General features: G+C 71.8%; 21 protein-coding genes and 1 pseudogene. 10 read left to right on the top strand and 12 right to left on the bottom strand.

What is annotated here, in order from left to right; all coding sequences use genetic code 11:
• Positions 1–38 precede the first annotated feature (38 nt).
• Positions 39–176 (bottom strand): hypothetical protein, encoded by a 138-nt coding sequence (locus ABZT47_RS29200; protein WP_354848920.1) that lies wholly within the window; start codon positions 174–176, stop codon positions 39–41.
• A gap of 376 nt (positions 177–552) precedes the next feature.
• Between ABZT47_RS29200 and ABZT47_RS29195 the strand changes: the two genes are divergently transcribed.
• Entirely contained in the window at positions 553–1,656 is a 1,104-nt protein-coding gene (locus ABZT47_RS29195; protein ID WP_354848917.1) for an iron-containing redox enzyme family protein, read from the top strand.
• Entirely contained in the window at positions 1,653–2,678 is a 1,026-nt protein-coding gene (locus tag ABZT47_RS29190; protein ID WP_354848914.1) for a glycosyltransferase family 2 protein, read from the top strand. The genes ABZT47_RS29195 and ABZT47_RS29190 overlap by 4 nt, the downstream gene beginning before the upstream one ends.
• On the opposite strand, the gene ABZT47_RS29185 is transcribed toward ABZT47_RS29190, so the two are convergent.
• A complete protein-coding gene (locus ABZT47_RS29185; RefSeq protein ID WP_354848912.1) occupies positions 2,605–2,898 on the bottom strand; it encodes a CDGSH iron-sulfur domain-containing protein in 294 nt (97 codons plus the stop codon). The two genes, ABZT47_RS29190 and ABZT47_RS29185, sit on opposite strands and share 74 nt — an antisense overlap.
• 212 nt (positions 2,899–3,110) lie before the next feature.
• On the opposite strand from ABZT47_RS29185, the gene ABZT47_RS29180 reads away from it, so the two are divergent.
• Positions 3,111–4,979: an ABC transporter ATP-binding protein gene (locus ABZT47_RS29180; protein WP_354849200.1), complete on the top strand. Its 1,869-nt coding sequence runs from the start codon at positions 3,111–3,113 to the stop codon at positions 4,977–4,979.
• A gap of 127 nt (positions 4,980–5,106) precedes the next feature.
• Here the strand turns inward: ABZT47_RS29180 and ABZT47_RS29175 are convergent, their stop codons facing one another.
• Positions 5,107–6,144: a sporulation protein gene (locus ABZT47_RS29175; protein WP_354848909.1), complete on the bottom strand. Its 1,038-nt coding sequence runs from the start codon at positions 6,142–6,144 to the stop codon at positions 5,107–5,109.
• Positions 6,145–6,478: 334 nt separating this feature from the next.
• On the opposite strand from ABZT47_RS29175, the gene ABZT47_RS29170 reads away from it, so the two are divergent.
• The 4 genes from ABZT47_RS29170 to ABZT47_RS29155 all read left to right on the top strand — a co-directional run bounded on the left by ABZT47_RS29170 (position 6,479) and on the right by ABZT47_RS29155 (position 10,117).
• A complete protein-coding gene (locus ABZT47_RS29170) occupies positions 6,479–6,646 on the top strand; it encodes a hypothetical protein (protein ID WP_354848906.1) in 168 nt (55 codons plus the stop codon).
• A 10-nt stretch (positions 6,647–6,656) separates the two neighbouring features.
• Complete coding sequence (locus ABZT47_RS29165) at positions 6,657–7,997, top strand: sugar ABC transporter substrate-binding protein (protein ID WP_354848903.1); 1,341 nt, start codon at positions 6,657–6,659, stop codon at positions 7,995–7,997.
• A 274-nt stretch (positions 7,998–8,271) separates the two neighbouring features.
• Positions 8,272–9,285, top strand: a complete 1,014-nt coding sequence (locus ABZT47_RS29160) for a sugar ABC transporter permease (protein WP_354848901.1) — start codon at positions 8,272–8,274, stop codon at positions 9,283–9,285.
• Complete coding sequence (locus ABZT47_RS29155; protein WP_354848898.1) at positions 9,278–10,117, top strand: carbohydrate ABC transporter permease; 840 nt, start codon at positions 9,278–9,280, stop codon at positions 10,115–10,117. The genes ABZT47_RS29160 and ABZT47_RS29155 overlap by 8 nt, the downstream gene beginning before the upstream one ends.
• A 75-nt stretch (positions 10,118–10,192) precedes the next feature.
• On the opposite strand, the gene ABZT47_RS29150 is transcribed toward ABZT47_RS29155, so the two are convergent.
• From ABZT47_RS29150 to ABZT47_RS29135, 4 genes and pseudogenes are all read right to left on the bottom strand, one after another.
• Entirely contained in the window at positions 10,193–11,425 is a 1,233-nt protein-coding gene (locus ABZT47_RS29150; protein ID WP_354848895.1) for an acetyl-CoA hydrolase/transferase C-terminal domain-containing protein, read from the bottom strand.
• Positions 11,426–11,695: 270 nt separating this feature from the next.
• Positions 11,696–12,727: a LacI family DNA-binding transcriptional regulator gene (locus tag ABZT47_RS29145; protein WP_354848892.1), complete on the bottom strand. Its 1,032-nt coding sequence runs from the start codon at positions 12,725–12,727 to the stop codon at positions 11,696–11,698.
• A gap of 346 nt (positions 12,728–13,073) precedes the next feature.
• Complete coding sequence (locus ABZT47_RS29140; protein WP_354848889.1) at positions 13,074–15,734, bottom strand: glycoside hydrolase family 3 C-terminal domain-containing protein; 2,661 nt, start codon at positions 15,732–15,734, stop codon at positions 13,074–13,076.
• Between the two features lie 267 nt (positions 15,735–16,001).
• Positions 16,002–16,097 (bottom strand): annotated as a pseudogene (locus ABZT47_RS29135) (DUF397 domain-containing protein); the annotation flags it as partial.
• A gap of 170 nt (positions 16,098–16,267) precedes the next feature.
• Between ABZT47_RS29135 and ABZT47_RS29130 the strand changes: the two are divergent.
• Complete coding sequence (locus ABZT47_RS29130; RefSeq protein WP_354848887.1) at positions 16,268–17,113, top strand: MBL fold metallo-hydrolase; 846 nt, start codon at positions 16,268–16,270, stop codon at positions 17,111–17,113.
• 41 nt (positions 17,114–17,154) lie between these two features.
• Complete coding sequence (locus ABZT47_RS29125; RefSeq protein WP_354848884.1) at positions 17,155–17,649, top strand: Rrf2 family transcriptional regulator; 495 nt, start codon at positions 17,155–17,157, stop codon at positions 17,647–17,649.
• Positions 17,650–17,901: 252 nt separating this feature from the next.
• On the opposite strand, the gene ABZT47_RS29120 is transcribed toward ABZT47_RS29125, so the two are convergent.
• Together ABZT47_RS29120 and ABZT47_RS29115 are read right to left on the bottom strand one after the other, a co-directional pair.
• Positions 17,902–18,744, bottom strand: coding sequence for a GNAT family N-acetyltransferase (locus ABZT47_RS29120; RefSeq protein ID WP_354848881.1), 843 nt, complete (start codon positions 18,742–18,744; stop codon positions 17,902–17,904).
• Positions 18,745–18,889: 145 nt separating this feature from the next.
• On the bottom strand, positions 18,890–19,585 hold the full coding sequence (locus tag ABZT47_RS29115) for an alpha/beta hydrolase (RefSeq protein ID WP_354848879.1): 696 nt from the start codon (positions 19,583–19,585) through the stop codon (positions 18,890–18,892).
• Between the two features lie 197 nt (positions 19,586–19,782).
• Between ABZT47_RS29115 and ABZT47_RS29110 the strand changes: the two genes are divergently transcribed.
• The gene (locus ABZT47_RS29110) at positions 19,783–20,148 is read left to right on the top strand and encodes a DUF1330 domain-containing protein (RefSeq protein WP_354848876.1); all 366 of its coding nucleotides are present in this window, start codon (positions 19,783–19,785) and stop codon (positions 20,146–20,148) included.
• A 506-nt stretch (positions 20,149–20,654) separates the two neighbouring features.
• Here the strand turns inward: ABZT47_RS29110 and ABZT47_RS29105 are convergent.
• From ABZT47_RS29105 to ABZT47_RS29095, 3 genes are all read right to left on the bottom strand, one after another.
• The gene (locus ABZT47_RS29105; protein ID WP_354848873.1) at positions 20,655–21,227 is read right to left on the bottom strand and encodes a TetR/AcrR family transcriptional regulator; all 573 of its coding nucleotides are present in this window, start codon (positions 21,225–21,227) and stop codon (positions 20,655–20,657) included.
• Positions 21,228–21,564: 337 nt separating this feature from the next.
• Positions 21,565–23,337: a 5'-nucleotidase C-terminal domain-containing protein gene (locus ABZT47_RS29100; RefSeq protein WP_354848871.1), complete on the bottom strand. Its 1,773-nt coding sequence runs from the start codon at positions 23,335–23,337 to the stop codon at positions 21,565–21,567.
• 123 nt (positions 23,338–23,460) lie between these two features.
• On the bottom strand, positions 23,461–25,230 hold the full coding sequence (locus ABZT47_RS29095; RefSeq protein WP_354848869.1) for a discoidin domain-containing protein: 1,770 nt from the start codon (positions 25,228–25,230) through the stop codon (positions 23,461–23,463).
• Positions 25,231–25,387 lie beyond the last annotated feature (157 nt).

Raw genomic sequence — 25,387 nt, 5'->3', positions numbered from 1 at the left:
CTCGGAAGGGATCCGCGGACCGGGGACTCCGGCGGCCCCTAGTAGTAATCGTCGTCGTCGTCGTCCCAGTCGTCATCGTCGTCGTCGTAGTCGCCGCCCCGGGTGAGGCCGGGAGCCGCTGCCGCGAGGAGGGCTGCCGTGAGCAGGACACCGGTGGCGATGAGTCGTCTGAGCATGAGAATCACTCCGTAACCAGATTCTTCTGTGACCCTGAGGGACGGTGCCCTCGGCCTGCGGAGCGTCGCGATGGGTTTCCCGGGATACGCCAGTACGGCGCGGTACAAGACTCACCTAACCATGACATCTCGGACAGGTCACCCGAGCGGAGGCAAATCCGCAGCATGGGTTCGGGCAAAGCCTGAGACCGTCCCGCGTGGCGCCGGCGACACGCCGCACGACACGCCGCACGACACGCCGCACGACACGCCGCACGACACGCCGTCCACCGGATCCTCGCCCGATTGACCTGCGCGGACACCGGGCACGTGCCGAGCAGCGGCCCGCCGTCAGCGGCGGCGGCCGGCACGACGCACGTGAGGAGCCCACGCGGCCATGCAGCCCTTGAAACCCGCCAAGCGCACCCACCCTGACCAGACCGGCGCCCCGCGACCCCCGGCGGTCGCCGGCCTCGCCGAGGACGCGGGACCGGCGCCCGCCCCGCCCCGGCTGCCCGAGGCCCGCGGGCCGCTCAGCGCGTTCCTGTTCGGGCGGCTGGCCGGCGCCCCCCGCGAGCTGGAGGAGGTCGCCGTCGACTCCGGCGAGCCCGCCCTGCACGACGAGGACCTCCAGATCGCCCTGTACGCCTGCTACGAGCTGCACTACCAGGGCTTCGACGGCGTCGACGAGCGGTGGGAGTGGCACCCGTCGCTGCTGCGGCTGCGCGCGCGGCTGGAGCGGCGGCTGGAGGAGGGCCTGGCACGGGCCGTGCGCCGCCCCGCCCCGGTGCGCGCCCAGCGCGTCCCGGCGGCGCTGGCCGAACTGGCCGCCGGCGGCGACGGGGACTCCCTGCTCGCCGACCACCTCGCGCACGACGCCGGGCCCGAGCGGTTCCGCGAGTTCGTCGTCCACCGCTCGGTCTACCAGCTCAAGGAGGCCGACCCGCACACCTGGGCCATCCCACGCCTGCGCGGGCGGGCCAAGGCCGCGCTGGTGGAGATCCAGGCCGACGAGTACGGCGGCGGGCGCCGCGAGCGCATGCACGCCGAGCTGTACCGGGCCACCATGCGCGGCCTCGGCCTGTGCGACGACTACGGGCACTACGTCGACCGCGTCCCCGCGATCACCCTGGCGGCCCTGGCCACGATGTCGCTGTTCGGGCTGCACCGGCGGCACCGGGGCGCGCTGCTCGGCCACCTGGCGGCCCTGGAGATGACCTCGTCCCAGCCCAACGCCAAATACGCCCGCGGGCTGCGGCGCCTGGGCGCCGACGCCGCCACGGCCCGCTTCTACGACGAGCACGTGCAGGCCGACGCCGTCCACGAGCAGCTCGCCGCGCACGACATGTGCGGCGCGTTCGCCGCCGCCCACCCGTCTCTGGCGGGGGAGGTGCTGTTCGGTGCCGCCTGCTGCCTGACGCTCGAGCGGCTGTTCGCCCGCCACCTGCTCGGCCGCTGGGAGGCGGGGGAGAGCTCGCTGCGCGGCGGTGAGCCTTTGTGAGGGGCTTGGACTACGTGCTGCCGCTGCGCTGGTCCCGCGACGACGGGCTCGGCGAGCTGACCGCCTACCTGCGCCGCGTCTCGCAGCACGCGCGGGTGGTCGTGGTGGACGGCTCGCCGCCGGAGCTGTTCGAGCGGCACGCGCGGGCGTGGCGGGGCGTGGCCGCGGTGCACGTGCGGCCCGACCCCGGCCTGGACTTCCTCAACGGCAAGGTCGACGGGGTCACCACGGGGATGCGGCGGGCGCGCTCCGAGCGCGTCGTCATCGCCGACGACGACGTGCGCTACGACGCCCTCTCCCTGGCCAGGGTGCGCGACCTGCTCGGCGAGGCCGACCTGGTGCGCCCGCACAACTACTACCGGCCGCTGCCCTGGCGCGCCCGATGGGACACCGCCCGCACGCTGCTCAACCGCGCCTTCGGTGCCGACTACCCCGGCACCTTCGGCGTGCGCCGATCGACGTTCCTGCGGATGGGCGGCTACGACGGCGACGTGCTGTTCGAGAACCTGGAGCTGATCCGCACGGTCCGCGCGCACGGCGGCCGTGAGCTGCGCCCGCGCGACCTGTTCGTCCGGCGCCTGCCGCCCGGTCCGGGGCGGTTTCGCGCGCAGCGGGTCTGGCAGGCCTACGACGACCTGGCACAGCCCGCCCGCATGGCCCTGTTCCTCGCCGTCCTGCCGGCACTCGGAGCCGCGCTGCTGCTCGGCCGCCACCGGGCGGCCCTGGCGGGCGCCTTCGTCGTGGTGCTGCTGGCCGAGACCGGCCGGCGCCGCGGCGGCGGGCGGCGCGTCTACCCGTTCACCAGCGCGCTGCTGGCCCCCGGCTGGGTGCTCGAACGGGGCGTGTGCAGCTGGCTCGCCCTCGCCGCCCGCGTCACCGGCAGGGGGATCCCGTACTGGGGCAGGCGCATCCACCTGGCGGCCCACTCGGCGCGCCGGCTGCGCCGGGTCAGCCGGGCCGCTGCGGCTCGGTCCCGGTGCGGAAGCGCGCGGCCTTGTGCGACCCGTCACAGAACGGCTTGACCGACGAGCGGCCGCAGCGGCACAGCGCCACGGTGGCCCGTCCGGGGTCGATGAGGCGCCCGTCCTGGGTGAGCAGGGTGAACGGGCCGCGCACCAGCAGCGGGCCGTTCTCGCAGGCCGTCACCGTGACCTCCTCGGCCGCCGCGGGCGGGCCGCCGCGCTCGCGCGGGCGGCCCTCCTCGGAGCGCGCCACGCCCGGTTCGCCGGTCTCATCCCGCACGATGCGACCATGCCCGGCCGGTACGCCCGGAAAACAACGGTCCCGGCCGTCCGGGAGCAGCGCAAACCGCTTGACGTGAACATATGTTCAGGTTTTAGGCTCACCGATGGGTCACCGGCCGGAGGATCGCGGACGGCGACGTCCGGTGATCTCTTTCGCGACGCGGCCCGGCGCGGCGCGGCGACACACGGGGGTTCCTTGTGAGCATGGAAATGACGGCGTGGCATTCGCTCTACAGCGCGATGCACGCCAAAGACCGGCGGCCCTTCTCCAGGGCCACATTACGGCGCATCGCCTCCTTCGCCCGGCCACGCCGCCGCATGCTGGGATTCTTCCTGCTGCTCAGCGTGGCGTCGGCGGTGCTCGCGGTCGCCTCGCCCGTGCTGGCCGGGCGGGTCGTCGACGCGATCGTGCACCGGGCGGCCTTCGAGAGCGTCGTGACGATGGCCGGGCTCATCGCCGTCATCGCGCTGCTGGACGCCGGGCTCGGCCTGCTCACCCGCTGGCTGTCGGCGAGCATCGGCGAGGGCCTCATCCTCGACCTGCGCACCGCCGTGTTCGACCACGTGCAGCGCATGCCGGTCGCCTTCTTCACCCGCACCCGCACCGGCGCGCTGGTCAGCCGGCTGAACAACGACGTCATCGGCGCCCAGCGTGCCTTCAGCAACACCCTGTCGGGCGTGGTCGGCAACCTGGTGACGCTCCTGCTGACCCTGGTCGTCATGATCGGCCTGTCCTGGCAGATCACCCTGCTCGCGCTGGTGCTGCTGCCCGTCTTCGTCGTCCCCGCGCGGCGCATGGGCTCGCGGCTGGCCCGCCTGGAGCGCGAGGCCGCCGACCACAACTCGCGGATGAGCACCCAGATGACCGAGCGCTTCTCGGCGCCCGGCGCGACGCTGATCAAGCTGTTCGGCCGGCCCGCCGCCGAGTCCGCCGAGTTCGCCCAGCGGGCCCGCCGGGTGCGCGACATCGGCGTGCGCACGGCCATGGTGCAGTCGGTGTTCGTCACCGCGCTGACCCTGGTCTCCGCGCTCGCGCTCGCCGTGGTCTACGGCCTGGGCGGCTTCTACTCGCTGCGCGGCCAGCTCGAACCGGGCAACGTCGTCGCCCTCGCCCTGCTGCTCACCCGCCTGTACGCGCCGCTCACCGCCCTGGCCGGCGCCCGCGTCGAGGTGATGAGCGCCCTGGTCAGCTTCGAGCGGGTCTTCGAGGTGCTCGACCTCAAGCCGCTGATCGTCGAGCGGCCGGGCGCGCGCGCCGTCCCGGACGGGCCGGTGTCGGTGGAGGTGGACGGCGTGAGCTTCGCCTACCCCTCCGCCGACAAGGTGTCGCTCGCCTCCCTGGAGGAGGTCGCGACCCTGGACACCCGGGGCGGCGTCGAGGTGCTGCACGAGGTGTCCTTCCGCGCCGAGCCGGGCCGCATGGTCGCGCTGGTCGGCTCCTCGGGGGCGGGCAAGTCCACGATCGCCCAGCTCCTCACGCGGCTGTACGACGTCGACGCGGGCGCCGTGCGGCTTGCGGGGGTGGACGTGCGCGACCTGACGGCCGAGTCGCTGCGCGAGACGCTCGGCATGGTCACCCAGGACGGGCACCTGTTCCACGAGTCCGTGCGCGCCAACCTGCTGCTCGCCCGGCCCGAGGCCACCGAGGAGGAGCTGTGGGAGGTCCTGCGCCGCGCCCGCCTGGAGGAGCTGGTCGCCGGGCTGCCCGACGGGCTGGACACCATCGTGGGGGAGCGCGGCTACCGGCTCTCCGGCGGTGAGCGCCAGCGGCTGACCATCGCCCGCCTGCTCCTGGCCCGCCCCCGGGTGGTGATCCTGGACGAGGCCACCGCCCATCTGGACTCCACCTCAGAGGCGGCGGTGCAGGAGGCGCTGGGAGAAGCGCTGGCCGGCCGGACGGCCGTGGTCATCGCCCACCGGCTGTCCACCATCAGGGCCGCCGACCTGATCCTGGTCATCGAGGACGGCAGGGTGGTCGAGCGCGGCGCCCACGACGAGCTGCTCGCCGCCGGCGGGCGCTACGAGGAGCTGTACCGCACCCAGTTCGACGAGCGGAGCGCCGCCGAGACGCTCCGCTGACCGCCGCGCCCCGTGCCCCCGCCCCGGGGGCGGTCATCGGCCGTCCGCGGGGCGATCGGCCGGGCTCGCCTCGGGGCGGTCACCGGCCGCCCCGGCCGGGGGGATCGCCGGCCGTCCCGCCTGGGGGTCACCAGTCGCCGCCGTCGCCGCCGTCGCCGCCGTCACCGTCGAAGAAGTCGCCGATCTCGTCGATCGCCTCGGCCGCCACGATGCCGCCGATGACGCCGGCGGCGCCGGCCGCCGCCACCGCGCCCCAGCCCGGCCCGTCGTGGTGGTCGCGGTGGTGCCCGTAGTGCCCGCCGTGGCCGTGGGGGTCGCCCTGGTGCCAGTACTGGCCGCCGTACGTGCCATGTCCGCCATGTCCGCTGTACCCGCTGTGTCCGGCCGTGTGGTGGCCGTTCGCCACGCCGTCCAGCCAGCGACCGATCTCGGCGGCCCAGTCGATGCGCGCCGCCTGCTCGTGGGTGGCCTGGAAGCGGCCGATGGCGTCGTGGCCGGGCTGGAACAGGCGGGCGCGCTTGTCGGCCTCCAGCACCACCACCAGCCCCGCCGGGTCGGCGACGAAGGTCAGCTCGAGCTCGTTGACGCGGCCGGCCCAGGCCGCGGGCGGGTGGAACTCGATCTCCTGGAAGAACGGCAGCCGCTGGTGGACGCCGTGCAGCCGCCCGGCCTCCAGGTCGGCGCTCTTGAGGTGGAAGCCGAGCCGGGCGAAGGCGCGCAGGACCTCCTCCTGTGAGGGCAGCGGGACGACCGAGATCGGGTCGAGGTCGCCCTTGTCGACGGCCTTGGCGACCGACAGCTCGGTGCGCACGCCGACGAACGCGCCGTGCGGGCGCGTGCCGTTGACCTCGGTGACGGGCGTCTCCCAGGGCAGGGGCATCTGGAAGGGAATGGTGCGCAGTTCCCCCTCGCGCAGGTGGAAGGGGCCGCAGACCCGCGCGCCGAAGAACTCGGCCGTGCCGGTGTGCTCGGAGTCCCCCGACTCGACCTCCACGCGGGCGACCAGCGACAGGGAGACGTACTCGATGTCGGAGGGGAAGTCGCCGCCCTTGACCCGCACCTCACCGGTCAGCGTGCCGCCCGGCCGCACCCGCGTGGTGGACAGCACCGTGTCGACCGAGGGACCCCCGACTCCCAGCGCTCCCAGCATCCGTTTGAAGACCACGGTTTCCTCTCTGGCCGTGCCTGTATGACCTGACCGCACGGGAAACGATCGGCCCCCGGCGCCGGTTCCCGAAGGCGGAGGACCGCCGGCGGGGGCGCGGGGCGGAGGTCACGCCGGTACGCCGATCATGGAGAGCGGTTTCCCCGCGACTCGGTCACGTGCCGGTTTCGTCCCGAATGCTCGATGACCAGGGCGGTTCCGGGCGTGTTTCCAAATCGTCAACATTGGAGTGTTGACAACTTCTCCCAATCCAGACAGTCTCGGTCAGGAGAGCGCTCTCCAGCCCCCGCCGCCAGGACGGGCGGCGGACACCCCCTGCGACAAGGAGAGGGCCGTGCATCCACCCCGCACCCCCGCCGGGTCCCTCCCGGACCGGCTCGACGCCTCCATGCTCGCGCTCCACCTGCGGTTCGAGGGCCTCCCGCGGTTTCCCGTGCTCCCGGCGAAGCCGCTCCCGCGTACGGCGACACCAGCGGCCCCGGCCGTGGTCGCGAAGATCTGAGGGGATTGCAGTGCGTATACAGAAGTTCGGTTACCTGGCGATCGCGGGCGTCGTGCTCGCGGCGGCCGCGGCGTGCGGCGGTGGCGACGGCGACGGCGGAAGCGCGGGCGGCGCGACCGCCGGCTCCGGATCGGGCGCCGGCAAGACGCTGACCTACTGGGCCTCCAACCAGGGCCCCAGCCTGGAGGCCGACAAGTCGATCCTGCAGCCCGAACTGGACAAGTTCCAGCAGCAGACCGGCATCAAGGTCAACGTCGAGGTGGTCCCCTGGGCGGACCTGCTCAACCGCATCCTGGCGGCCACCACCTCCGGCAAGGGCCCGGACGTGGTCAACATCGGCAACACCTGGTCGGCCTCGCTGCAGGCCACCGGCGCCTTCCTGCCCTTCGACGACACGCTGCTGTCGGGTCTCGGCGGCAAGCAGCGCTTCCTCGGCCCCAGCCTCGCCGCGACCGGCGCCCCCGGCAAGCCGCCGGTGGGCGTGCCGATCTACGGCATGACCTACGGGCTCTTCTACAACAAGAAGATGTTCAAGGACGCCGGCATCGACAAGCCGCCGGCGACGTGGGACGAGCTGATCGCCGACGGCAAGAAGCTCACCAAGGGCGGCAAGTGGGGCCTCGCCGTAGAGGGCGCCAGCGTCAGCGAGAACTCCCACCACGCCTTCGTGTTCACCCAGCAGCACGGCGGCGAGCTGTTCGGCCCCGACGGCAAGCCGCAGTTCGACTCGCCCCAGAACGTCGCGGGCATCAAGCAGTACCTCGACCTGATGGCCGTGCACAAGATCGTCAACCCGAGCAACGCCGAGTACGGCAACGGCACCGAGGCCGTGCAGGACTTCCTCAACGGCAAGGCCGGCATGCTGATGTGGCAGTCGATCGCCTCCAACATCAAGGCGAGCGACATGTCCGAGGACGACATCGGCCTGGCCCCGATCCCGCTGCCGGACCCGAGCGCGGGCGGCAAGCAGGTCAACGGCATGGTCGCGGGCATCAACCTGTCGGTGTTCAACTTCACCAAGGACAAGGACAGCGCGCTGAAGTTCGTCAAGTTCATGACCAGCCCGGAGGAGCAGAAGCTGCTCAACAAGACCTACGGCTCGCTGCCCACGGTCACCGACGGCTACGACGACCCGGCGTTCCAGACCGACACCATCAAGACCTTCCAGCAGATCCTGGCCACCACCGCCGCGCCGCTGCCCCAGGTGCCCGAGGAGAGCCAGTTCGAGACCCTGGTCGGCACGGCCATGAACCAGCTCTGGGCGGACGCCGCCGGCGGCAAGCCGATCACCGACGACTCCGTCAAGGCCAAGCTGACCCAGGCCAACCAGCAGGTCCAGCCGGGCAGCTGACCGAGGCGCCCCCGAGACACCTGCGGCCATGCCGGAGCCGGGACGGGCACGCCGATCGGACGCCGATCGCCGCCCGCCCGGCTCCGCCCGTCACCCTCGCCTCCCGGCCGCCGGCCTCCCGGCCGCCGGCCTCCCGGCCGCCGGCCTCCCGGCCGCCGGCCTCCCGGCCGCCGGCCTCCCGGCCGCCGGCCGGCCGGGCGGCGCGGCGACAGCGGACGACGAACCACCATGCGACGCCGAGAACGACCGGCCCTGCCGAACCGAGAAGGAACAGATGGTCGCGCGCACCACGCCTCACCATGACGAGCGGCGGACGGCCGCGACGGCGCACGGCGGGCCGCGTCCGCCGGGAGCCGGGCGGCGGGCCGCCGCCGGGCTCCTCGCACGGCTGCGCCGCGCCGGCCTGCCGTACCTGCTGATCCTCCCGGCGATCCTGCTCGAACTGCTGATCCACGTCATCCCCATGCTGGTCGGCGCCTGGATGAGCTTCCTGCGGCTGACGCAGTTCTTCATCAGGAACTGGTCGGCCGCCCCGTTCACGGGCCTGGCGAACTACAAGGTCGCCGTCGACGTCGACTCCGCGGTGGGCGCCGCGCTGCTGCACTCGTTCCTGGTCACGGTGGTGTTCACGGTGCTGGCGGTCGGGCTGTCGTGGCTGTTCGGCACGGCGGGGGCCGTGCTGATGCAGGGCGCCTTCCGCGGGCGGGGCCTGCTGCGAACCCTGTTCCTGGTGCCGTACGCGCTGCCCGTCTACGCCGGCGTGATCACCTGGAGCTTCATGTTCCAGCGGGACACCGGCCTGGTCAACCACGTCCTGGTCGACCAGCTCCACCTGTTCGGCGACCGCCCGTTCTGGCTGATCGGCGGCAACAGCTTCGCCGCCGTGGTCGTGGTGTGCGTCTGGCGCACCTGGCCGTTCGCCTTCCTGATCCTCATGGCGGGGCTGCAGAACATCGACAACGACCTGTACGAGGCCTCGGCCATCGACGGCGCCGGATGGTGGCGGCAACTGCGCTCGATCACCATGCCCATGCTGCGTCCGGTGAACCAGGTGCTGCTGCTGGTGCTGTTCCTGTGGACCTTCAACGACTTCAACACCCCGTACGTGCTGTTCGGGAAGGCGGCCCCGCCGCAGGCGGACCTGATCTCGGTGCACATCTACCAGAGCTCGTTCATCACCTGGAACTTCGGCTCCGGCTCGGCGATGTCGGTCCTGCTGCTGCTGTTCCTGCTGCTGGTGACCGCGGTCTACCTGGTGACGACCTCCCGGAGGAAGAGCGATGCGTGAGCCCCGATGGCTGCCCTGGGTGCGCTGGACCGTCCTCGGCCTGCTCGCCCTGTTCACCCTGCTGCCGCTCTACGTGATGGCGAGCTCCTCGCTCAAGCCGTTGCGCGACGTGCAGAGCGGGTTCGACTGGATCCCCTCGACCCTCACCCTGCGGCCCTTCTACGACATCTGGCAGACGGTGCCGCTGGGCCGGTACTTCGTCAACAGCCTGGTCGTGGCGTCCATCTCGGCGGTGGCGTCGGTGACGGTGGCGATCTTCGCCGCGTACGCCGTCAGCCGCTACCGCTTCGCCGGGCGCCGGATCTTCACCGTCACCGTGCTGTCGACCCAGATGTTTCCCGGCATCCTGTTCCTGCTGCCGCTGTTCATGATCTTCGTGAACCTCGGGCACGCGACCGGCCTGGAGCTGTACGGCACCCGCACCGGGCTGATCGTCACCTACCTGACCTTCTCGCTGCCGTTCTCGATCTGGATGCTGGTCGGCTACTTCGACTCCATCCCCACCGCGCTGGACGAGGCGGCCAAGGTGGACGGCAACGGCCCGCTCGGCGCGCTGTTCCGGGTGGTCATCCCGGCGGCGATCCCCGGCATCGTCGCGGTGGCCATCTACGCGTTCATGACCGCGTGGGGCGAGGTGCTGTTCGCCTCGGTGATGACCGACGAGTCGACCCGCACCCTGGCCGTCGGCCTGCGCGGCTACGCCACCGAGAACAACGTGTACTGGAACCAGGTCATGGCGGCGTCCCTGGTGGTCAGCGTGCCGGTCGTGGCCGGCTTCCTGCTCCTGCAGAGATACCTGGTTCAGGGACTCACCGCGGGTGCGGTGAAGTAGGCCCAGGCTAGCCCCGCTCGGCCCCGCTCGGCCACGCCCGGCGGTCCCCGCCGCCGGGCCCGGCTCTCGCGGGGGTCAGCGCAGCGGGAAGCCGAGCCGGCGGCCGGCCTCGCGCAGCTCGTCGCGCGCGCCGGGGTGGGCCACGTTGTCCAGCAGTTGCTGTGCCTGGCCCGCGGCGTCGTGGCCCCAGATGGCCGCGGCGCCCTGCTCGCTGACGATGAAGCTGTGCTGGAAGGAGGTGACCGGCCCGGCCAGCCGCGGCACCACCGTCGAGACGTCCGCCTTGGGGTGCCAGGACGGCAGCGCGATGATCGCCCGCCCGCCGGGGGAGTGCAGCGCGCCCACGATGAAGTCGGTCTGCCCCCCGAAGCCCGAGTAGATGAGCCCGCGCACCCGCGCCGCGTTCGCCTGGGCGTACAGATCGACCTGCAACGCGCCGTTCACCGAGGTCAGCGCGTGCTGACGGGAGATCAGCGCGGGGTCGTTGGTCTTCTCGGTGCGCAGCAGGCGCACCCGGTCGTTGCGGTCGATCCAGTCGTACAGCTCGGCGCCGCCGAACACGAACGACGCGGTGACCGGGACGCCCGCCTCCAGCGCGCCGGCCTTCTCCAGGGCGAGCACCCCGTCGCTGAACATCTCCGACCACACCGTGAGGCCGCGGCGCGACAGCAGCGCCGCGAGCACGGCGTCCGGGACCTGCCCGATGCCGAGCTGCAGCGTGGCGCCGCCGGGGATGAGGGCGGCCACCCGGTCGCCGATGACCCGCGATACCTCGCTCGGCGGGCGCGGCGCGGGGGAGGCGAGCGGCTCGTCCACCTCGATCGCGTAATCCACCTCCTCCAGCGACAGCACCGCGTCGCCGTAGGTGTAGGGCATGCGCGGGTTCATCTGGGCGACGACCACCCCGCCGCGCGCCCTCACCTGCTCGATCGCCGCCGGCAGGATGTTGACCTCGGTGCCGAGCGACAGCGTGCCGTCCACCGGCGGGGTGGTGTGCAGCAGCACGACGTCCGGCGGCAGCGCCTGGGCGAGCAGGTCGGGCACCCGGGACAGCCGCGCGGGGAAGTACCGCAGGTTGTCCCGCCCGCGCATGCCCGGCCCGACGAACGGCGACTCCAGGGTCACCCCCTCGCGGCCGGGGACGCCGGCCTGGGCGTTCAACATGAACAGCCGGTACTCGGGGACCGCCGCGTCGAGCACCGACAGGGCGCGCCACGGCGTGGAGAAGTTGCCGCCGGCCACCACCCGGGGAGTGCCCGGCAGGCCGGACAGCACCGAGGCGAGCCGAGATTCGGATATCACGCGCATTCGACCATCATTCCCTGCACGACAGTGGTGGCCGGTTCGGGGGGCGCGCACGCCGCGGCGTCCCTCCACCCGCCGGGGGATTCCGAGCCTCTCAGGCCGCCGGACGGCCCGCACAGGGGCGAGATGCCCGGGCCGCGGAGTCGTTCGGCCCTTCCGGCGACCGGCACGGCCTGAGGCAGGCGGGTGCGGTGGGGCGTGCCTGCTCCGGCGGCCGGCGCGGCCTGAGGGAGGCGCGTGCGGGGGGCGTGCCTGCTCCGGCGGCCGGCGCGGTCAGGCGGAGTCGCGGACCACCAGGGACGGCTCGAAGATGACCGAGGTGACCGCGCGGTCGGGGTCGTCCACGTGGGCGAGCAGCAGTCGCGTCATCTCGGCCGCCATGTCCTCGACGGGATGGCGGATCGTCGTCAGGAGCGGCCGGCTCGCCGTCGCCGCGCTGCTGTCGTCGAACCCGACGACGGCGACGTCCTCGGGCACGCGCCGCCCGTGGTTGCGCAGCACGGGCAGGGCGCCCTGGGCCATGAGGTCGTTGGCGATGAACACCCCGTCGATGCCGGGGTGCTCGGCCATCAGCCGCTCCATCGCCGCCTCGCCGCTGGCCAGGGTGAAGTCGCCCTCGGCGCAGGGGATGTAGGGGTGGCCGTGGGCCGCCATGGCGTCGCGGAAGCCCGACAGGCGGTCCTGGGCGGCCGGCACGTCGAGCGGCCCGGCGATGGTGGCCACCCGCCTGCGGCCCCGCGCGATCAGATGGTCGGCGGCGAGCTTGGCGCCGGTGCGGTGCGCGAGGTCCACGTAGCTGATCGGGATCGGCTCGGGGGGCCGGGCGAAGAGCACGGCGGGGAGCGAGGCTTCCACCATCAGGCGGGGCAGCGGGTCGCGCGCCTCGGTGGACACCAGGATCGCCCCGTCGGCGTTGCCCTGCCGCAGGTAGGCGATGGCCTGGGCCCGCGTCTCGTCGGTCTCGGCGAACATCAGGGTCGGATGGATGCCGCGCGGGCGCAGGAACCCGACCACGCCGGAGGCCACCCGCCCGAAGAACGGGTCGGCGAAGACCTGGCTGTGAAAAGGGTTCTCCTCGCTCTCCTCTCCGGCGCCCGAGACCACCAGGGCGATCGAGCCGGTGCGGCGGGTGACCAGCGAGCGGGCGGCCCGGTTGGGCACGTAGCCGGTGGCGGCGATGGCCTGCCTGACGGTCTCCTGGATGGCGGGATCGACGTTGCGGATGCCGTTGATGACCCGGGAGACGGTGGCACGGGACACGCCCGCCGCACGCGCGACGTCCTCCAGGGTCGGGGAAGCCGGCACTGGTGGGCGACCTAGGCTCATGGGGCCTTTATAGCATGCTTGGAGAGCGCTCTCCAACGTCCGGCCGTCACAAGGCGATGCCCCGCACCGCCCGGCCCCGTCCGCACCGCCACCCCACCGCCCTGCTCTGTCCGCGCCACCACCGGCCGCGCCCCGGCATCGCCCTGTTCCATCCACGCCGCCACCGGCTGCGTCCCGGCCCCGTCCGCTCCGTCACTGGCTCCGCCACCGCACCGCCCTGTGCCGTCCGCGTCCCGTAGCGGGACGCGGGCGGCGTCGCCCGGTGAACCGTGTGCCGCCATCGGCGGCCCGCCCTTCCGCTGGGGAGGGCAGGCCGCCGCCGCGGTCAGTTCGCCGGGGCCGCCACCGCGACCGTCGCGGTCAATGGTAGGTCCCCGCAGGAACGCCCTGCCAGCACCGTGAACGATCCGGGCTCGAAGGCCCAGGCGTGCCGCTCGGGCGACCAGTGGGCGAGCGCTCGCGCCGCCACCTCGACCCGCGCCTCCACGCTCTCGCCGGGCCCGGCCTGCACCCGGGCGAACCCCGCGAGCCAGCGCACCGGGCGCTCCACACCGCTGCCGGGACGGGTCAGATACACCTGGACCACCTCGCCGCCGGTCCGCCCGCCGGTGTTGCGCACCTGGACGCGGACGGTGAACGGGGCTTCAGGTTCGACCTCGCCGGGCGCCTCGACGCTCTCGTACGCCCAGGTCGTGTAGCCGAGCCCGTGCCCGAACCAGTACGCGGGGGGCGACGGCTCGCGCAGCCAGGCCCGGTGCCCGATGTGCAGGCCCTCGGTGTAGGCGAGCACCCCGTCCACCGGCGTGGTCCCGGCCAGTGCGCGGCCGGCCCAGGTGGTGGGCAGCCGCCCGCCCGGCTCGGCGGCGCCGAACAGCACCTCCGCCAGCCCGTGCCCGTACTCCTGGCCGGGGAACCAGCTCAGCAGCACCGCCGGCACCTCCTCACGCCACGGCAGGTCGACGGGGCCGCCGGAGTTGACCACCACCACCGTGGCGGGGTTGGCGGCCGCCACCGCGCGCACCAGCGCGTCCTGCGCGCCGGGCAGAGCGAGGCCGGCGCGGTCGTAGCCCTCGCTCTCGACCTCTTCGGTCGTGCCGGCAACGACGATGGCGACGTCCGCGCCTCGGGCGAGCTCGACGGCGGCGGCGAACTCCTCCTCCTCGGAACGGCGCGGCGGGTCGGCGGCGAGCACGAAGGCCACGCCACTGCCGGGGTCCATGCGCCGCCGCGCCACCAGCTCGACCTCTCGGCCCGCGGCGAGCTCCAACTCCGCCCGGCGGTAGGGCGGGTTGAGCGACACCGTCGCCGGGTCGTCGCTGTCGCGCCCCACCTCGTCGTCGATGAGCGTCACGCCGTCCGCCGCCAGGCTCACGTGGTCCCACCCGGCGACCGCCAGCGTCCACCGGCCCCCGACCCGCGGGCACAGCAGGGCGCGGATCTCGACGGCGGCCGGCGAGCCGACGATGGTCGGCTCCAGGACGCGCCCGGTGAGGCGGTGCTCGGCGTGCAGTTCCTCGCCGTCGGCGGACAGCAGGCGCACCAGCACGCCCGGCTCGCCGCCGCGCGGGTCGCGCGCGCCGTCCAGGCCGAGGGGAGTGGGCGTGTCGTCGATGTGCGCCCCGGCGGCGTGGACGACCTCGGCCCGCCCGGCGAGCGCGGCACGGATGCCCTCAAGCGGCGACACGGTGCGCACGGGGTACACGCCCGCGCTGCCGCCGCCCTGGATGCGGGGCGCGGCCGCGTTCGGCCCGATCACCGCGACCGTGCGCAGCCGTTCGGCGTCCAGGGGCAGGATCGGTCCTTCGTTGCGCAGCAGCACGGTCCCCGCCACCACCGCCTCCCGCAACAACCCCTCCGCCGCCCCGGCCCCCACCCTGCCCGGCCCGTCAGCCGAAGGCACGACGCCCTCGGCGAGGCCGGCGGAGGACTCCCCGGCGAGAGGCACGACGCTCTTGGGAAGGGGGGCGACGGGGGCCACGGAAGACGCGGGGCCAGCGGCGGAAGCAGGGACGGTCGCCCCAGAGGCCGTCCCGCCGAGGGAAGTCGTCGGGTCACCAGGGGCGCCCTCCGGCGCGCGCGAGGCGGCCTGGCCGTGGAGGGCGCCGCCGGAGGCGCCATGCCAGGACAGGGCGCCCACGCGGGAGGCCAGGCGCAGCAGCCGGCGGACCTTGTCGTCGATCGCCTCCTCGGGCACCTCGCCCGCCCGGACGGCGGCGACCAGCGCCTCGCCCCACGGGCCGTCGGGCCCCGGCATGGCCAGGTCCTGCGCGGCGCGCCCGGCCGCGACCGTCGAGCGGACGGCGCCCCAGTCGGACACCACCAGCCCGTCGAAGCCCCACTCGCCCTTCAGCGGCTCGGCCAGCAGCGGGTTCTCCGACATGGTCGCGCCGTTCACGCCGTTGTAGGCGGCCATGACCACCCACACCCCGGCCTCGACGGCGGCCTCGAAGGGCGCCAGGTACAGCTCGCGCAGCGTCCGCTCGTCCACCCGCGCGTCCAGCGTCAGCCGGTCGGTCTCGGAGTCGTTGGCCACGTAGTGCTTGGCGGTGGCGGCGACTCCGCGCGACTGCACGCCGTGGACGAAGGCGACGCCGATGCGGGCGGTGAGCAGCGGGTCCTCGGAGTAGCACTCGAAGTGCCTGCCGCCGAGCGGCGAGCGGTGCAGGTTGATCGTGGGGGCGAGCAGGACGTCGACCCCCTTGCGCCGGGCCTCGTCGCCGAGCAGCGCGCCCAGCCGTTCCACCAGGCGTTCGTCCCAGCTCGCGGCCAGCGCGGTCGGCGAGGGCAGGTTCAGCGAGACGCTGCGCTCGTCCCACCCGGGGCCGCGCACGCCCACCGGGCCGTCCGACAGCACGAGGGAGCGCAGCCCGGCATCCGGCTCGGCGTAGGTGCTCCAGGCGGTGCCCCCGGTGAGCAACCGCACCTTCCGCTCAAGACTGAGCTTGCGCACCACGTCATCGAACCCGTCGTCGAACTCGTCGGTCACCCTGGTTCCTCTCACGCTGCCGGAGAGCGCTCTCCGGCCGACTCTAGCCTCTCCGCCCCAGCAGTCGGATGTCAATGGCTGGACGCCTGGTCATGGTGACCGTGACCATGTGAGATCGGCGTTCGCACGCCCTGTGAACGAAGGACGGCGAAGACGACGGGTGCCGGCCGGTCTGCGACGTTCGGCGTCCGCGGCGACGTGGTCCCGCGACCGGCTCGCGGCGACTTCGTGCGGCGTCCGCCCGCCTCTACTGGAAGTCGAACTCGCGCGGACGCCGGCCAGGAAGGCGTCCCACTCGGCCCTGGTGTAGATGATCGTCGGGCCGTCGGGGTGACGGCTGTGCCGCACGGCGGTCGGCCCGCCTCCTCGGCGGCGATCGGCAACCCGCGCTCCCGAGGCGGCTACAGGGGGTCGGTGACGAACTGCCCGGGGCGGGTGGCTCCTCGGGCACACCATGGCGTGACGTGCGAGTTTGCCTAAGGGGGTGGCCGATGTATCAATAATGGTTACATCTACTGATGGGGGAGAGGCCCATGACCGATCTGAGCTACGACACACTCCTCGCCCGCCGCGAGGGACTCGTCCGTGACCTCCCGCCGGGCGGCAACGAAGACCTGCGCTGGGTGATGAACTCGGCGACGCTGATCCTCGGCGAGCGCGACGCCGTACTCGTCGACACCTTCACGACGATCGAGCAGAATGAGAGGCTGATCGACTGGATCAGAGGGCACGAGCGGAAGCTCACGCACATCTACTGCACGCACGGACACGGCGACCACATCTACGGGATCGGGCAGCTGCTCGAGGCCTTCCCGGGGGTGCAGGCCGTCGCGACCGCCGGAGCCGTTGCGGGCGCCCGCATACAGGCAGAGGACGACTGGCGCGAGGGGTTCTGGGGTCGGCTCTTCCCTGGGCAGATCCCGGTCGCGGTCGTCCCCGACGAGCTCGAAGGCGACCGCATCCTCCTCGAAGGCCATGAGCTGAGGGTGGTCGACACCGGCCACACCGACACCGAGGGCACCAGCGTCCTGTGGGCTGCCGACGCCAAGCTCGTCGTCGCCGGAGACGTCGTCTACAACCACACCCACATGTATCTCGCCGAGACCGACCCCGACTCACGCGCGCAGTGGATCGCCGCACTGCGGACGATCCAGGAGTTGGGCGCGGAGCATGTCGTCGCCGGCCACAAGCACCCCGACCACGACGACGACCCGTCCAACATCCAGGAGTCGATCGCCTACCTCCTGGACGTCGAGGAGGCACTCTCGACCAGGGCGAGCGCGCTCGAGTTCTACCAGGCAGTGCTCGCCCGCCACCCGCGCCGTGTCAATCCCGGCTCGCTCTGGGGCGCGGCGAAGGTGTTGAAGCCGTCGGCATAGAGTCGCGGAGTGCACGCGGTACTCCGAGATCCGGGGAGAAGATGAGCGCGAACAGCCGCCTGTCGATCGCAGTGCACGCGCTGCAATGGGTGGAGTTGCGCGCGCGCGTAGGCGGCGCCCCGGCCACTTCGGAGGGGATCGCGGGCAGCGTGCGCACCAATCCCGTCGTCATTCGCCGCCTGCTCGGCCGGCTGCGGCGCTCAGGGCTTGTGGTCTCTCACCGCGGTACCCCCGGCGGGTGGAGCCTTGCCCGACCCGCCGAGGCCATCACCCTGCTCGACGTCAAAAGCGCGCTGGACGACGGCCCCCTTTTCGGCCTGCACAGTTCGGCCCCATCGGCAAACTGCCCCATCGGCTACAGCATCCGCACCGAATTGAGGGATGTCTACGCCGTCGCGGAGCGCGCAGCCGATGCTGCTCTGGCGGGTGCGACGATCGCGTCCACTCTCGACGAAACACTCGCCCTGTCCGCGCAGGAATGTCCTGAGCTGCTGGAGAGGTTCACGCAGGCCGATCGGGCGGTCGCGGACGACTGAGACGGAGCCGCGGCCCGCCTTGGCGGGGTGTGACGGAGTCCTCCAGTCCGCCGCGGCCGCGGACGGTGCATCCGCGCTCGGACGCGTGGTCGGCGCCGTCGTGGCGAGGCGCAGGCCGAGCTCTAGCCTGGCCGACCGGTGGTGGGGCCGCCCAGTCTCGCGCCTGGTACTCACCCGGCGGTCTCCGCTCCAGGCACCGGGCCGTGGTCGCCGGCGGGTGCCGCAGGCCTCGGGACCATGGGGCGCGAGGTGTCAGGACACCACGATTCGGTAGTCCGAGACGGGGCGGTATCCGATGCGCTGGTAGACGCTGTTGCTCGTCGGGTTGGCGAGGTCGGTGAAGAGGAGTACGTGTTCCGCGCCGGCGTCGCGGGCTGCCTGGGAAACGGCTGCGGTGACGGCGGAGCCGTAGCCCCGGCCGCGTTGCTCGGGCAGCGTGTAGACGGGGGTGAGGCGAGCCGTGCCGGCCACCACCGACGTCATGGCGGCCATGGCCACTGGTTCGTCCCCGACCGTCCACAACCGCCAACCGCCCCGGCTCATCCGCTCGTCGATGAATGCGTCGAGATCCGCTCCGAGCGAGCCGGCTTCCGTGACGAAACGGGTGCACCAGTCGTGGAGAAGAGCCCGGTCACCGTCGGTCGCCGTCCGCGGTGCCCCAGGCGGTGCGACGTCGGGGCCCACGAGCCGGCCAAGACGATAGAGGCGCAGGTGCGGTCCGCTCTTCGGCGCGGAGCCGGTGGTCGTCTGCCACGCTTCGGAGAAGGCACGGGCTGATGAGTCGTCGGCCAGGAGCTGTGTGAACGGCTGAGCTTGGGTGGCCAGGAGTCCGGCCAGGTGCGTTGCCGCGGCCTGGGAAAGGCGGCTCGCGGTCAGCAGGTGCGGTGGCATCCACACGAACGCGGCCGTCGTCGCTGTTTCATCCGGTTCCCGCCACCAGCCCAGCACTGTGGGCGGGGGTTCGCCCCCGGACCGCAGCTGCTCGATCGTGTCGAGTCCGGACAGCAGCATGGTGTGCAGGTCGGGACGTGCGGCGAGAAAAGGCCCCGCCTCGGAGCGAAACACTTCGGGCTTGTCCGTAGTGAACCAGGTCACGAGATCGCATCTCCTGCTTGCCCACGAGCGGCGACCCGCGGAGCCGTGGGGAAGCGGTTGGTGGCCCGTCGGCCGCAGCGGACGCGACTGGCGGGCGGTAGGGGCAGCCGGGCTCACGCTCCGGCTGGAGTCCGCGCCGGCCGGCTCAGGGCAGGCTGAGTTCGTGCCTGATGAGCTGGGCGAGTGCGGAGGGCTGCGACAGGAAGGGCGAGTGCGAACTGTTCAGCCGCAGCGTCCTGTCGGCGCGCTTCGCGAAGAGTTCCTGGACGAAGGGCGGGATGGCGCCGTCTGCTTCGCAGATGATGTAGGTGCTCGGAATCATCTGCCAGGCGACGGCGGTCAGTTTCTGGGTGGTGGCGGCGTAGGACTGGTAACCCAGGGCTGCCGCCGCCTTCTCGGCAACGCTCCTGTCCACGTCGCCGTAGAACACCTCAACCGGGTTCGCGACGGTCAGGAAGTCGCCGACACCCTCCTGCCGGTGAAACTCCCACCAAAGTGCCGGGTCGCCGCCCGCGCTCGACAGCAGGGAGTCCCCTGCGTCGAGCTGAAACGCGGCGAGGTAGACGATGCTCTTGACGTTGGACGCATCGGCGAGCGCCTGCGTGGTGGGGACGCCGCCGTAGGAGTGCGCGACGACGACCACGGGCCCGCCGATCGCCTCGACCGCGGCCCTGATCGCGGCCGCGTCGGAGTACATGTCGCCCAGCGCCTTGGGATCGTCGCCACACGAGGTGAGGGCCACGGTGTGGACATCGATGCCGGGCAGGTCATCGATGAGGAGTTGCAGATGCTCGGGCTTGTGCCACGCGCCGGGGACCAGCAACAGCGACGGCAGGGTCATTCGAACCTCATAAGGGCAGGTGATGCGTTGGCATGATGTGCGGGCCCATCATGCAGGCCCCGCCTCACAGCGTCCACGTGATAGATGTCACCAATAATCTAAGTTGCGCGAATCGCCGTCCATCAGGTTAGATTACTGTAGTAATTTAACTGTCGCTACGCGCCCACCACGCTTAGCCGCCTTGAGAGGAACCTCCGATGAGCACCTACCTGATCAACCATCTCCGCATCCCTGGCGACGTCCCGAACGAGCAGGGACTGTCGTACCTGGAGCAGGTCGAGGCCACTGTCCGGCCGTTCGGCGGGAAGTGGCTGGCCAACGGAACAGCCGACACGATCGAGGGTTCGTGGCCGGGTCTGGTCGTGCTCATGGAGTTCCCCGACCGTGCCGCCGCTGAGGCCTGGTACCGCTCGCCCGAGTACCAGGCGATTCTGCCGCTGCGCGTGCGCAACGCGATCTCGGACATCGTCCTGATCGACAGCCTGCCCCCGGGCTACACCGTGAAGGGGTTCGCCCAGGAGGTACGTGCCGCGGTCGCGGCGGCGGCCGGCGCCTCCGAGTGACGTCGTCATCCCGACCGGAACCGGCCAGGTGAATGGCCCGGGAGCTGAAGACGCAACGGCCCTGACCCCCAAGGTCAGGGCCGTTCCGCGCGGGGGGCTCGCCTTCACGCCATCGATCTCACGCACACGTACTCGTTCGGCCACGCACAGCCTGACGGCTGCACTCCGTCCAATTCGGAACCCGAACGGCGCATCACACGAGCTGGTGTGGCGGACGACCTAGGAGACGGTGCGGCCGTCGCGGATGGCGACGGTGCGGTCGACCGCGGAGGCCACCGCCCGGTCGTGAGTGACGAAACGATGGCCGTGCCGAGCTTTTCGTTGGCGGTGCGGAATGCGTCGCAGATCTGCTCGGCGGTGGCTGAGTCGAGTTGGCCGGTAGGTTCGCCGGCCAGTACCAGTGAGACGTGGTTGGCCAGGGCCGCAGCGTCCGCCGACAACACCGGCGCCGCGCACCCAGCCCTGCGGGACACCAAGCGGGTCAGGACGCCGAGGTGGCCTGCACGTCAGTCGGTTTCCGGTTGACCACTGTCGGCAACCTTCGCCGCCGCCGCATGTGCCGCCTGCAGGATCTGCTCCGACAAAGGCGTGCCTGCGGTGGCACGGGCAAGAAGTATGCCGCCGACGAGCGTGGCATAGGCGGCCAGGCCGGCGTCACCAGGCGCGATCCACCCCGCGAGTTCCTGGACGCCCCTGGCGTAGGTCTCCCTGTGCTCGGGCTCACGCGCAATGTCGCCCGCGAAACCGGCTGCGGGACAACCAGTGCCAGGGTTGTCGCGATGCTCGACGGAGAAGTAGGACTCGAGCAGTGACTGCCACGCCGCCTGATGCCCCCCGGCCTCGTGGTCCAGAGCCACGAGGTCTTGCAAGTTGTCCGCGAAGGCCTTGGCGGCCGCTTCGTCAATGAGAGCATCTTTAGAGGCGAACTGCTTGTAGAAGCCGCCTTGAGTCAGTCCGATCGACTTCATCACATCCGCGATGCCGACCTTGACCACACCGTCCTCACGGAACAGCCGAGAGGCCGCGGCCACCACTCGCTCTCGGTTGACCTTCGCTTCTGCTTGCGAGACGCGACTCATCCATCACCCTCCGTAATGCCAGCCTTTGCCCCGGCGCAGGTCGTCACATCGACCAGCGGACCAACACCCCGAGTTTAAGATTACGCCTGCCGTCTATCGCCCGCCATGGCTTCCTGTCGGCCGCGCCCACCGCCGATCCGTCGCACCAGCGAGTCCGCGCAAGAACCGTCCAGGCTCCAGGGCGCGGGCGACGCCCCGCACGTAAGATGGTGAACACAATCTAACATTCGCGGCCGGCCGGAGCGACCGAGGTGGGCACGGGGCGTGACGGTTGCCGGTATAGAAGCGGCCGGCGCCCGGGTGAGATGAGGGGCGCCGGCCGGGGGAGAGGGTGTGCCTAGAAGACCGGGACGCCGGTGCGGGTGAGTTTCCAGTTGGGGTCGGCGAAGGTGGCCGGATCGATGGTGCCGGAGGCGGTGGCGTATTCGATCAGCGCCTGGCGGATCTCCACCTGGGCGTTGTAGACGACCGGGGCCGTCGCGACGTGCGGGAAGCCGCCGCCGCCCGACTGCCGGTAGTTGTTGACGGCGACCACGAACTGCTGGTCCGCGGTCACCGGGGTGCCCTGGTAGGACAGGCCGACGATGCGCTGCCCGACCGGCTGGGAGATGTCGATGTCGTAGGTGACGCCCGAGAGCTGGTCGTAGTTGTAGTCCGGAGTGCCGCCCGCGTTGGTGAGCGTGGCCAGGTCGACCGGCGCGCCGGGGGCCACCTGGGCGAAGTACTTGGCGGAGTACTCCAGGTAGTCCTTGATCTGGGCGCCGGTGAGCTTCACCCCGAACAGCGTGTTGTCGTAGACGTACAGGCCCGCCATGTCGCGCACGCTCACCGGGCCGGCCGGGAAGACGGCGGTGCGGCTGAACGGCGCGGCGATCGACAGCACCGGCAGCGAGGCGTCCGGCGTCCCGGCGATGGCCTTGCTCACCAGGTCGGTCTGCACTTTCTGGATGTAGTCCAGGATCGGGGTGTCCTTGTACGGCGACTCGGCCGCCGACAGTTGCTCCTTGGACTGGGCGATCACCTGGTTGACGTAGCCGACCGTCTTGTCGTGCTGGTCCTTCATCAGCGCGACGATCTTCGGGTCCTCGGCCACGGTGTTGGTGTTGACCGTGGTGGAGGACTTGCCGGCGACGGTCCAGCGGCCCTTCTGCTTGGCCAGGGTGAAGTCGACGACCGACAGGCGCTGGCCCCACTTGCCCGGCTCGGTCAGCAGCACCTGCCGCCCGGTCACCTTGTTGGTGACGAACCTCTGCGGGACGTCGTTGTGGGCGTGGCCGAACAGGACGGCGTCGATGCCGGGCACCTGCTCGGCGACCATGGCCGCGGCGTTCTCGACCGGCAGGTCGGTGCCGTAGGAGGACAGGCCGTTGTCGCCGGCGTGCGCGGTGACCATGACGACGTCGGCGCCGAGGCCGCGGATCACCGGCACCCATTTCTTGGCGGTGGCGACCAGGTCCAGGAACTTCAGCTTGCCCTCGACGTTGGCCTTGTCCCAGATGGCGATGCCCGGGTTGGTGAGGCCGAGCACGCCGACCTTGATCGGCTTGTCGCCCTTGACCTTCATCGTCTTGATGACGAACGGCCGGTACGCCGGCAGGCCCGTCTTGGCCGAGACGGCGTTGGCGCCGAGCACGGGCGCCTTCATCTGCTTGACCCAGGTGGCCAGCAGGGGGAGCCCGTAGTTGAACTCGTGGTTGCCGAGCGTCACGGCGTCGTACCCGATGGCGTTCATGGCCTTGGCCATCGGATGGGTCCGGCCGGTCTCGGTGATCGGCTCGACCTTGGCGTAGTAGTAGTCGAGCGGTGTGCCCTGGATGGTGTCGCCGGAGTCGAACAGCAGCGTGTGGCCGGCGCCGCGGTCGGCGCGGATCTGACCGACCAGGGTGGAGACCTTGGCCAACCCGACGTCGTTGTGCGCGCTGTCGTCGTACTCGGCGTTCTTGTAGTAGTCCCAGTTAAGGGCGTTGCCGTGGATGTCGGAGGTGGCCATCACGGTGACCTTCACCGTGTGGCCGCCGGAGGCTGAGGCGGGCGCGGGGGAGGCGAGCAGGCCGGCGGCCACCGCCGCGGTGGCGGCGGCGGCCAGGACCCGGCCGATTCTGGAACTCATGGCTCGGGAGGGTAGCCGTGGGATGTCGCTCGATGGTCACAGGACGCCATTGGCGACATATCGCACTGATGACCTCCCCTCCGGACAGGAGGGCCGCCGGAGGGGAGGGGCCGCGTCACCCGGTCACTGGTACACGCGGACGTAGTCCACGAGCATCCGCTTGGGGAACCCGGTGGTGGCGTCCGGCGGACCGGGCCAGTCGCCGCCCACGGCGAGGTTGAGGATGATGTAGAAGGGGTGGTCGTAGACCCACGGCCCGCGGGTCGCCTCGACCGTCGCCTTGTCGGCGGTGAAGACCGTTCGGCCGTCGAGGGTGAACACGATGCCCTTGCTGTCCCAGTTGGCGGCCCAGACGTGGAAGTCGTCGGAGAAGTCCGCCCCGCCGGTCAGGGTGTACGGCGAGCCGTAGCCACCGCCGCCGTTGTAGGCGGGAGCGTGCAGCGTCGAGTAGGCGGTCTTGGTGTCCTTGCCGAGGACCTCCATGATGTCGACCTCACCGTTGTACGGCCAGGGGCGGCCGGTGAGGAAGTCGGCGCCCATCATCCAGAACGCCGGCCACAGGCCGTTGCCCTTCGGCACCTTGATCCGGGCCTCGACGCGGCCGTAGGTGAAGGTGAATTTGCCGCCGGTGTTCATCCGGTGCGAGGTGTACTGGCAGGTGCCGCCCGGGCAGGACGATCCCGCGGTGACCTCCTTGCGGGCCTCCATCACGAGGCTGCCCGCGCCGTCCATGGAGGCGTTGTTGTTGGTGTAGTACTCCAGCTCGTTGTTCGGGCCGGTGCCGGTGTCGGTGGTCCACTTGGCGGGGTCGGGCCTGCTGCCGGCCGCGCCGTTGAACTCGTCGCTCCACACCAGTTGCGGAGGGTTGCGCGGGTCGGATGGCAGCGGGGGCGGGGTGATCGGCGCGCCGCCGGTGCCCCAGACCTGGAACTCCCACAGCGAGTAGCCGTAGGCCGTGGCGCGCTGCGTGCCGTACATGCGCACGTAGCGGCCGGTGCCGTTCACCGTCAGGGTCTGCTTGAAGCCGGTGCCGGTGGTCGTCGTGTAGATCGGGGTCCAGGTGACCGCGTCGGGGGAGGTCTGGATCTGGAACGCCCGCGCGTAGGCCGGGTCCCACTGCAGGATCACCTTGTGGATCTGCGCGGTCGCGCCGAGGTCCACGTAGATCCAGCCGGGGTCGACCCATCCGGTGGTGGAGCTGGTCGCCCACCGCGTCGCCGGGTCGCGGTCGAACGCCCTGGATGCGACGCAGCCGCCGCAGTTGACGTCGTCCTGGGTGGTGGAGGCCACGCCCGGCCTGCCGTACGACAGCAGCCTGTCGCCCCCGGGGTCGCTCGGCGTCGGCGTGGGGGTGGGGGTGGGGGTGGGGGTGGGGGTCCCCGAGCCGGTCTGGACGGCCAGCTCCCACAGCGAGTAGCCGTACTGCGTGGCGCGCTGCGTGCCGTACACCCGCAGGTAGCGCCCGGTGCCGGTCACCGCGAGGTTCTGCGTGCCACCGGCGCCGGTGGTCGTGGTGTAGATCGGGGTCCAGGCGCCGGCGTCGGAGGAGGTCTGGATCTGGAACGCCCGGCCGTAGGCGGCCTCCCAGCTGAGGGTGACGCCGCAGATCTCCTTGGCCGAGCCGAGGTCGACCTGGATCCACTGCGGGTCGCTGAACGCGCTGGACCAGCGGGTGCCGGGGTCGCCGTCGACCGCGGAGGCGGCGGGGAAGGCGATGTTCTCGGCGGACGACGCGGTGACCGGCCGCCCTCGCGCGGCGTTGTCGGTGCCGCACGCCGCGAGCGGGGCGGCGGCCACGGCCGGGACCAGGGTGAGACAGGAGGTGATCACGGCGGCCACGGTGGCGAACAGCAGGCCCAAGCGATGGCGGCTCGGGCCGCGGGGCAATCTCACGGCGTCTCCTCGGGATGGCGTGGGGGGTTCGGGGAGCGCTCCCTGGAAGCCGAGACTGCGCTTCGTGTGAAGAGCTGTCAAGTGGCCCGTTAACACGAAGGAAACCTGCCGATCACCCGCGAAACGCCCGGAGAATCGCGCTGAGAGCGCTCTCAGT

The organism is Sphaerisporangium sp. NPDC005289 (assembly GCF_040607455.1).
Taxonomy (GTDB): Bacteria; Actinomycetota; Actinomycetes; order Streptosporangiales; family Streptosporangiaceae; genus Sphaerisporangium; species Sphaerisporangium rhizosphaerae.
This window is presented reverse-complemented; position numbering and strand designations above follow the sequence as displayed.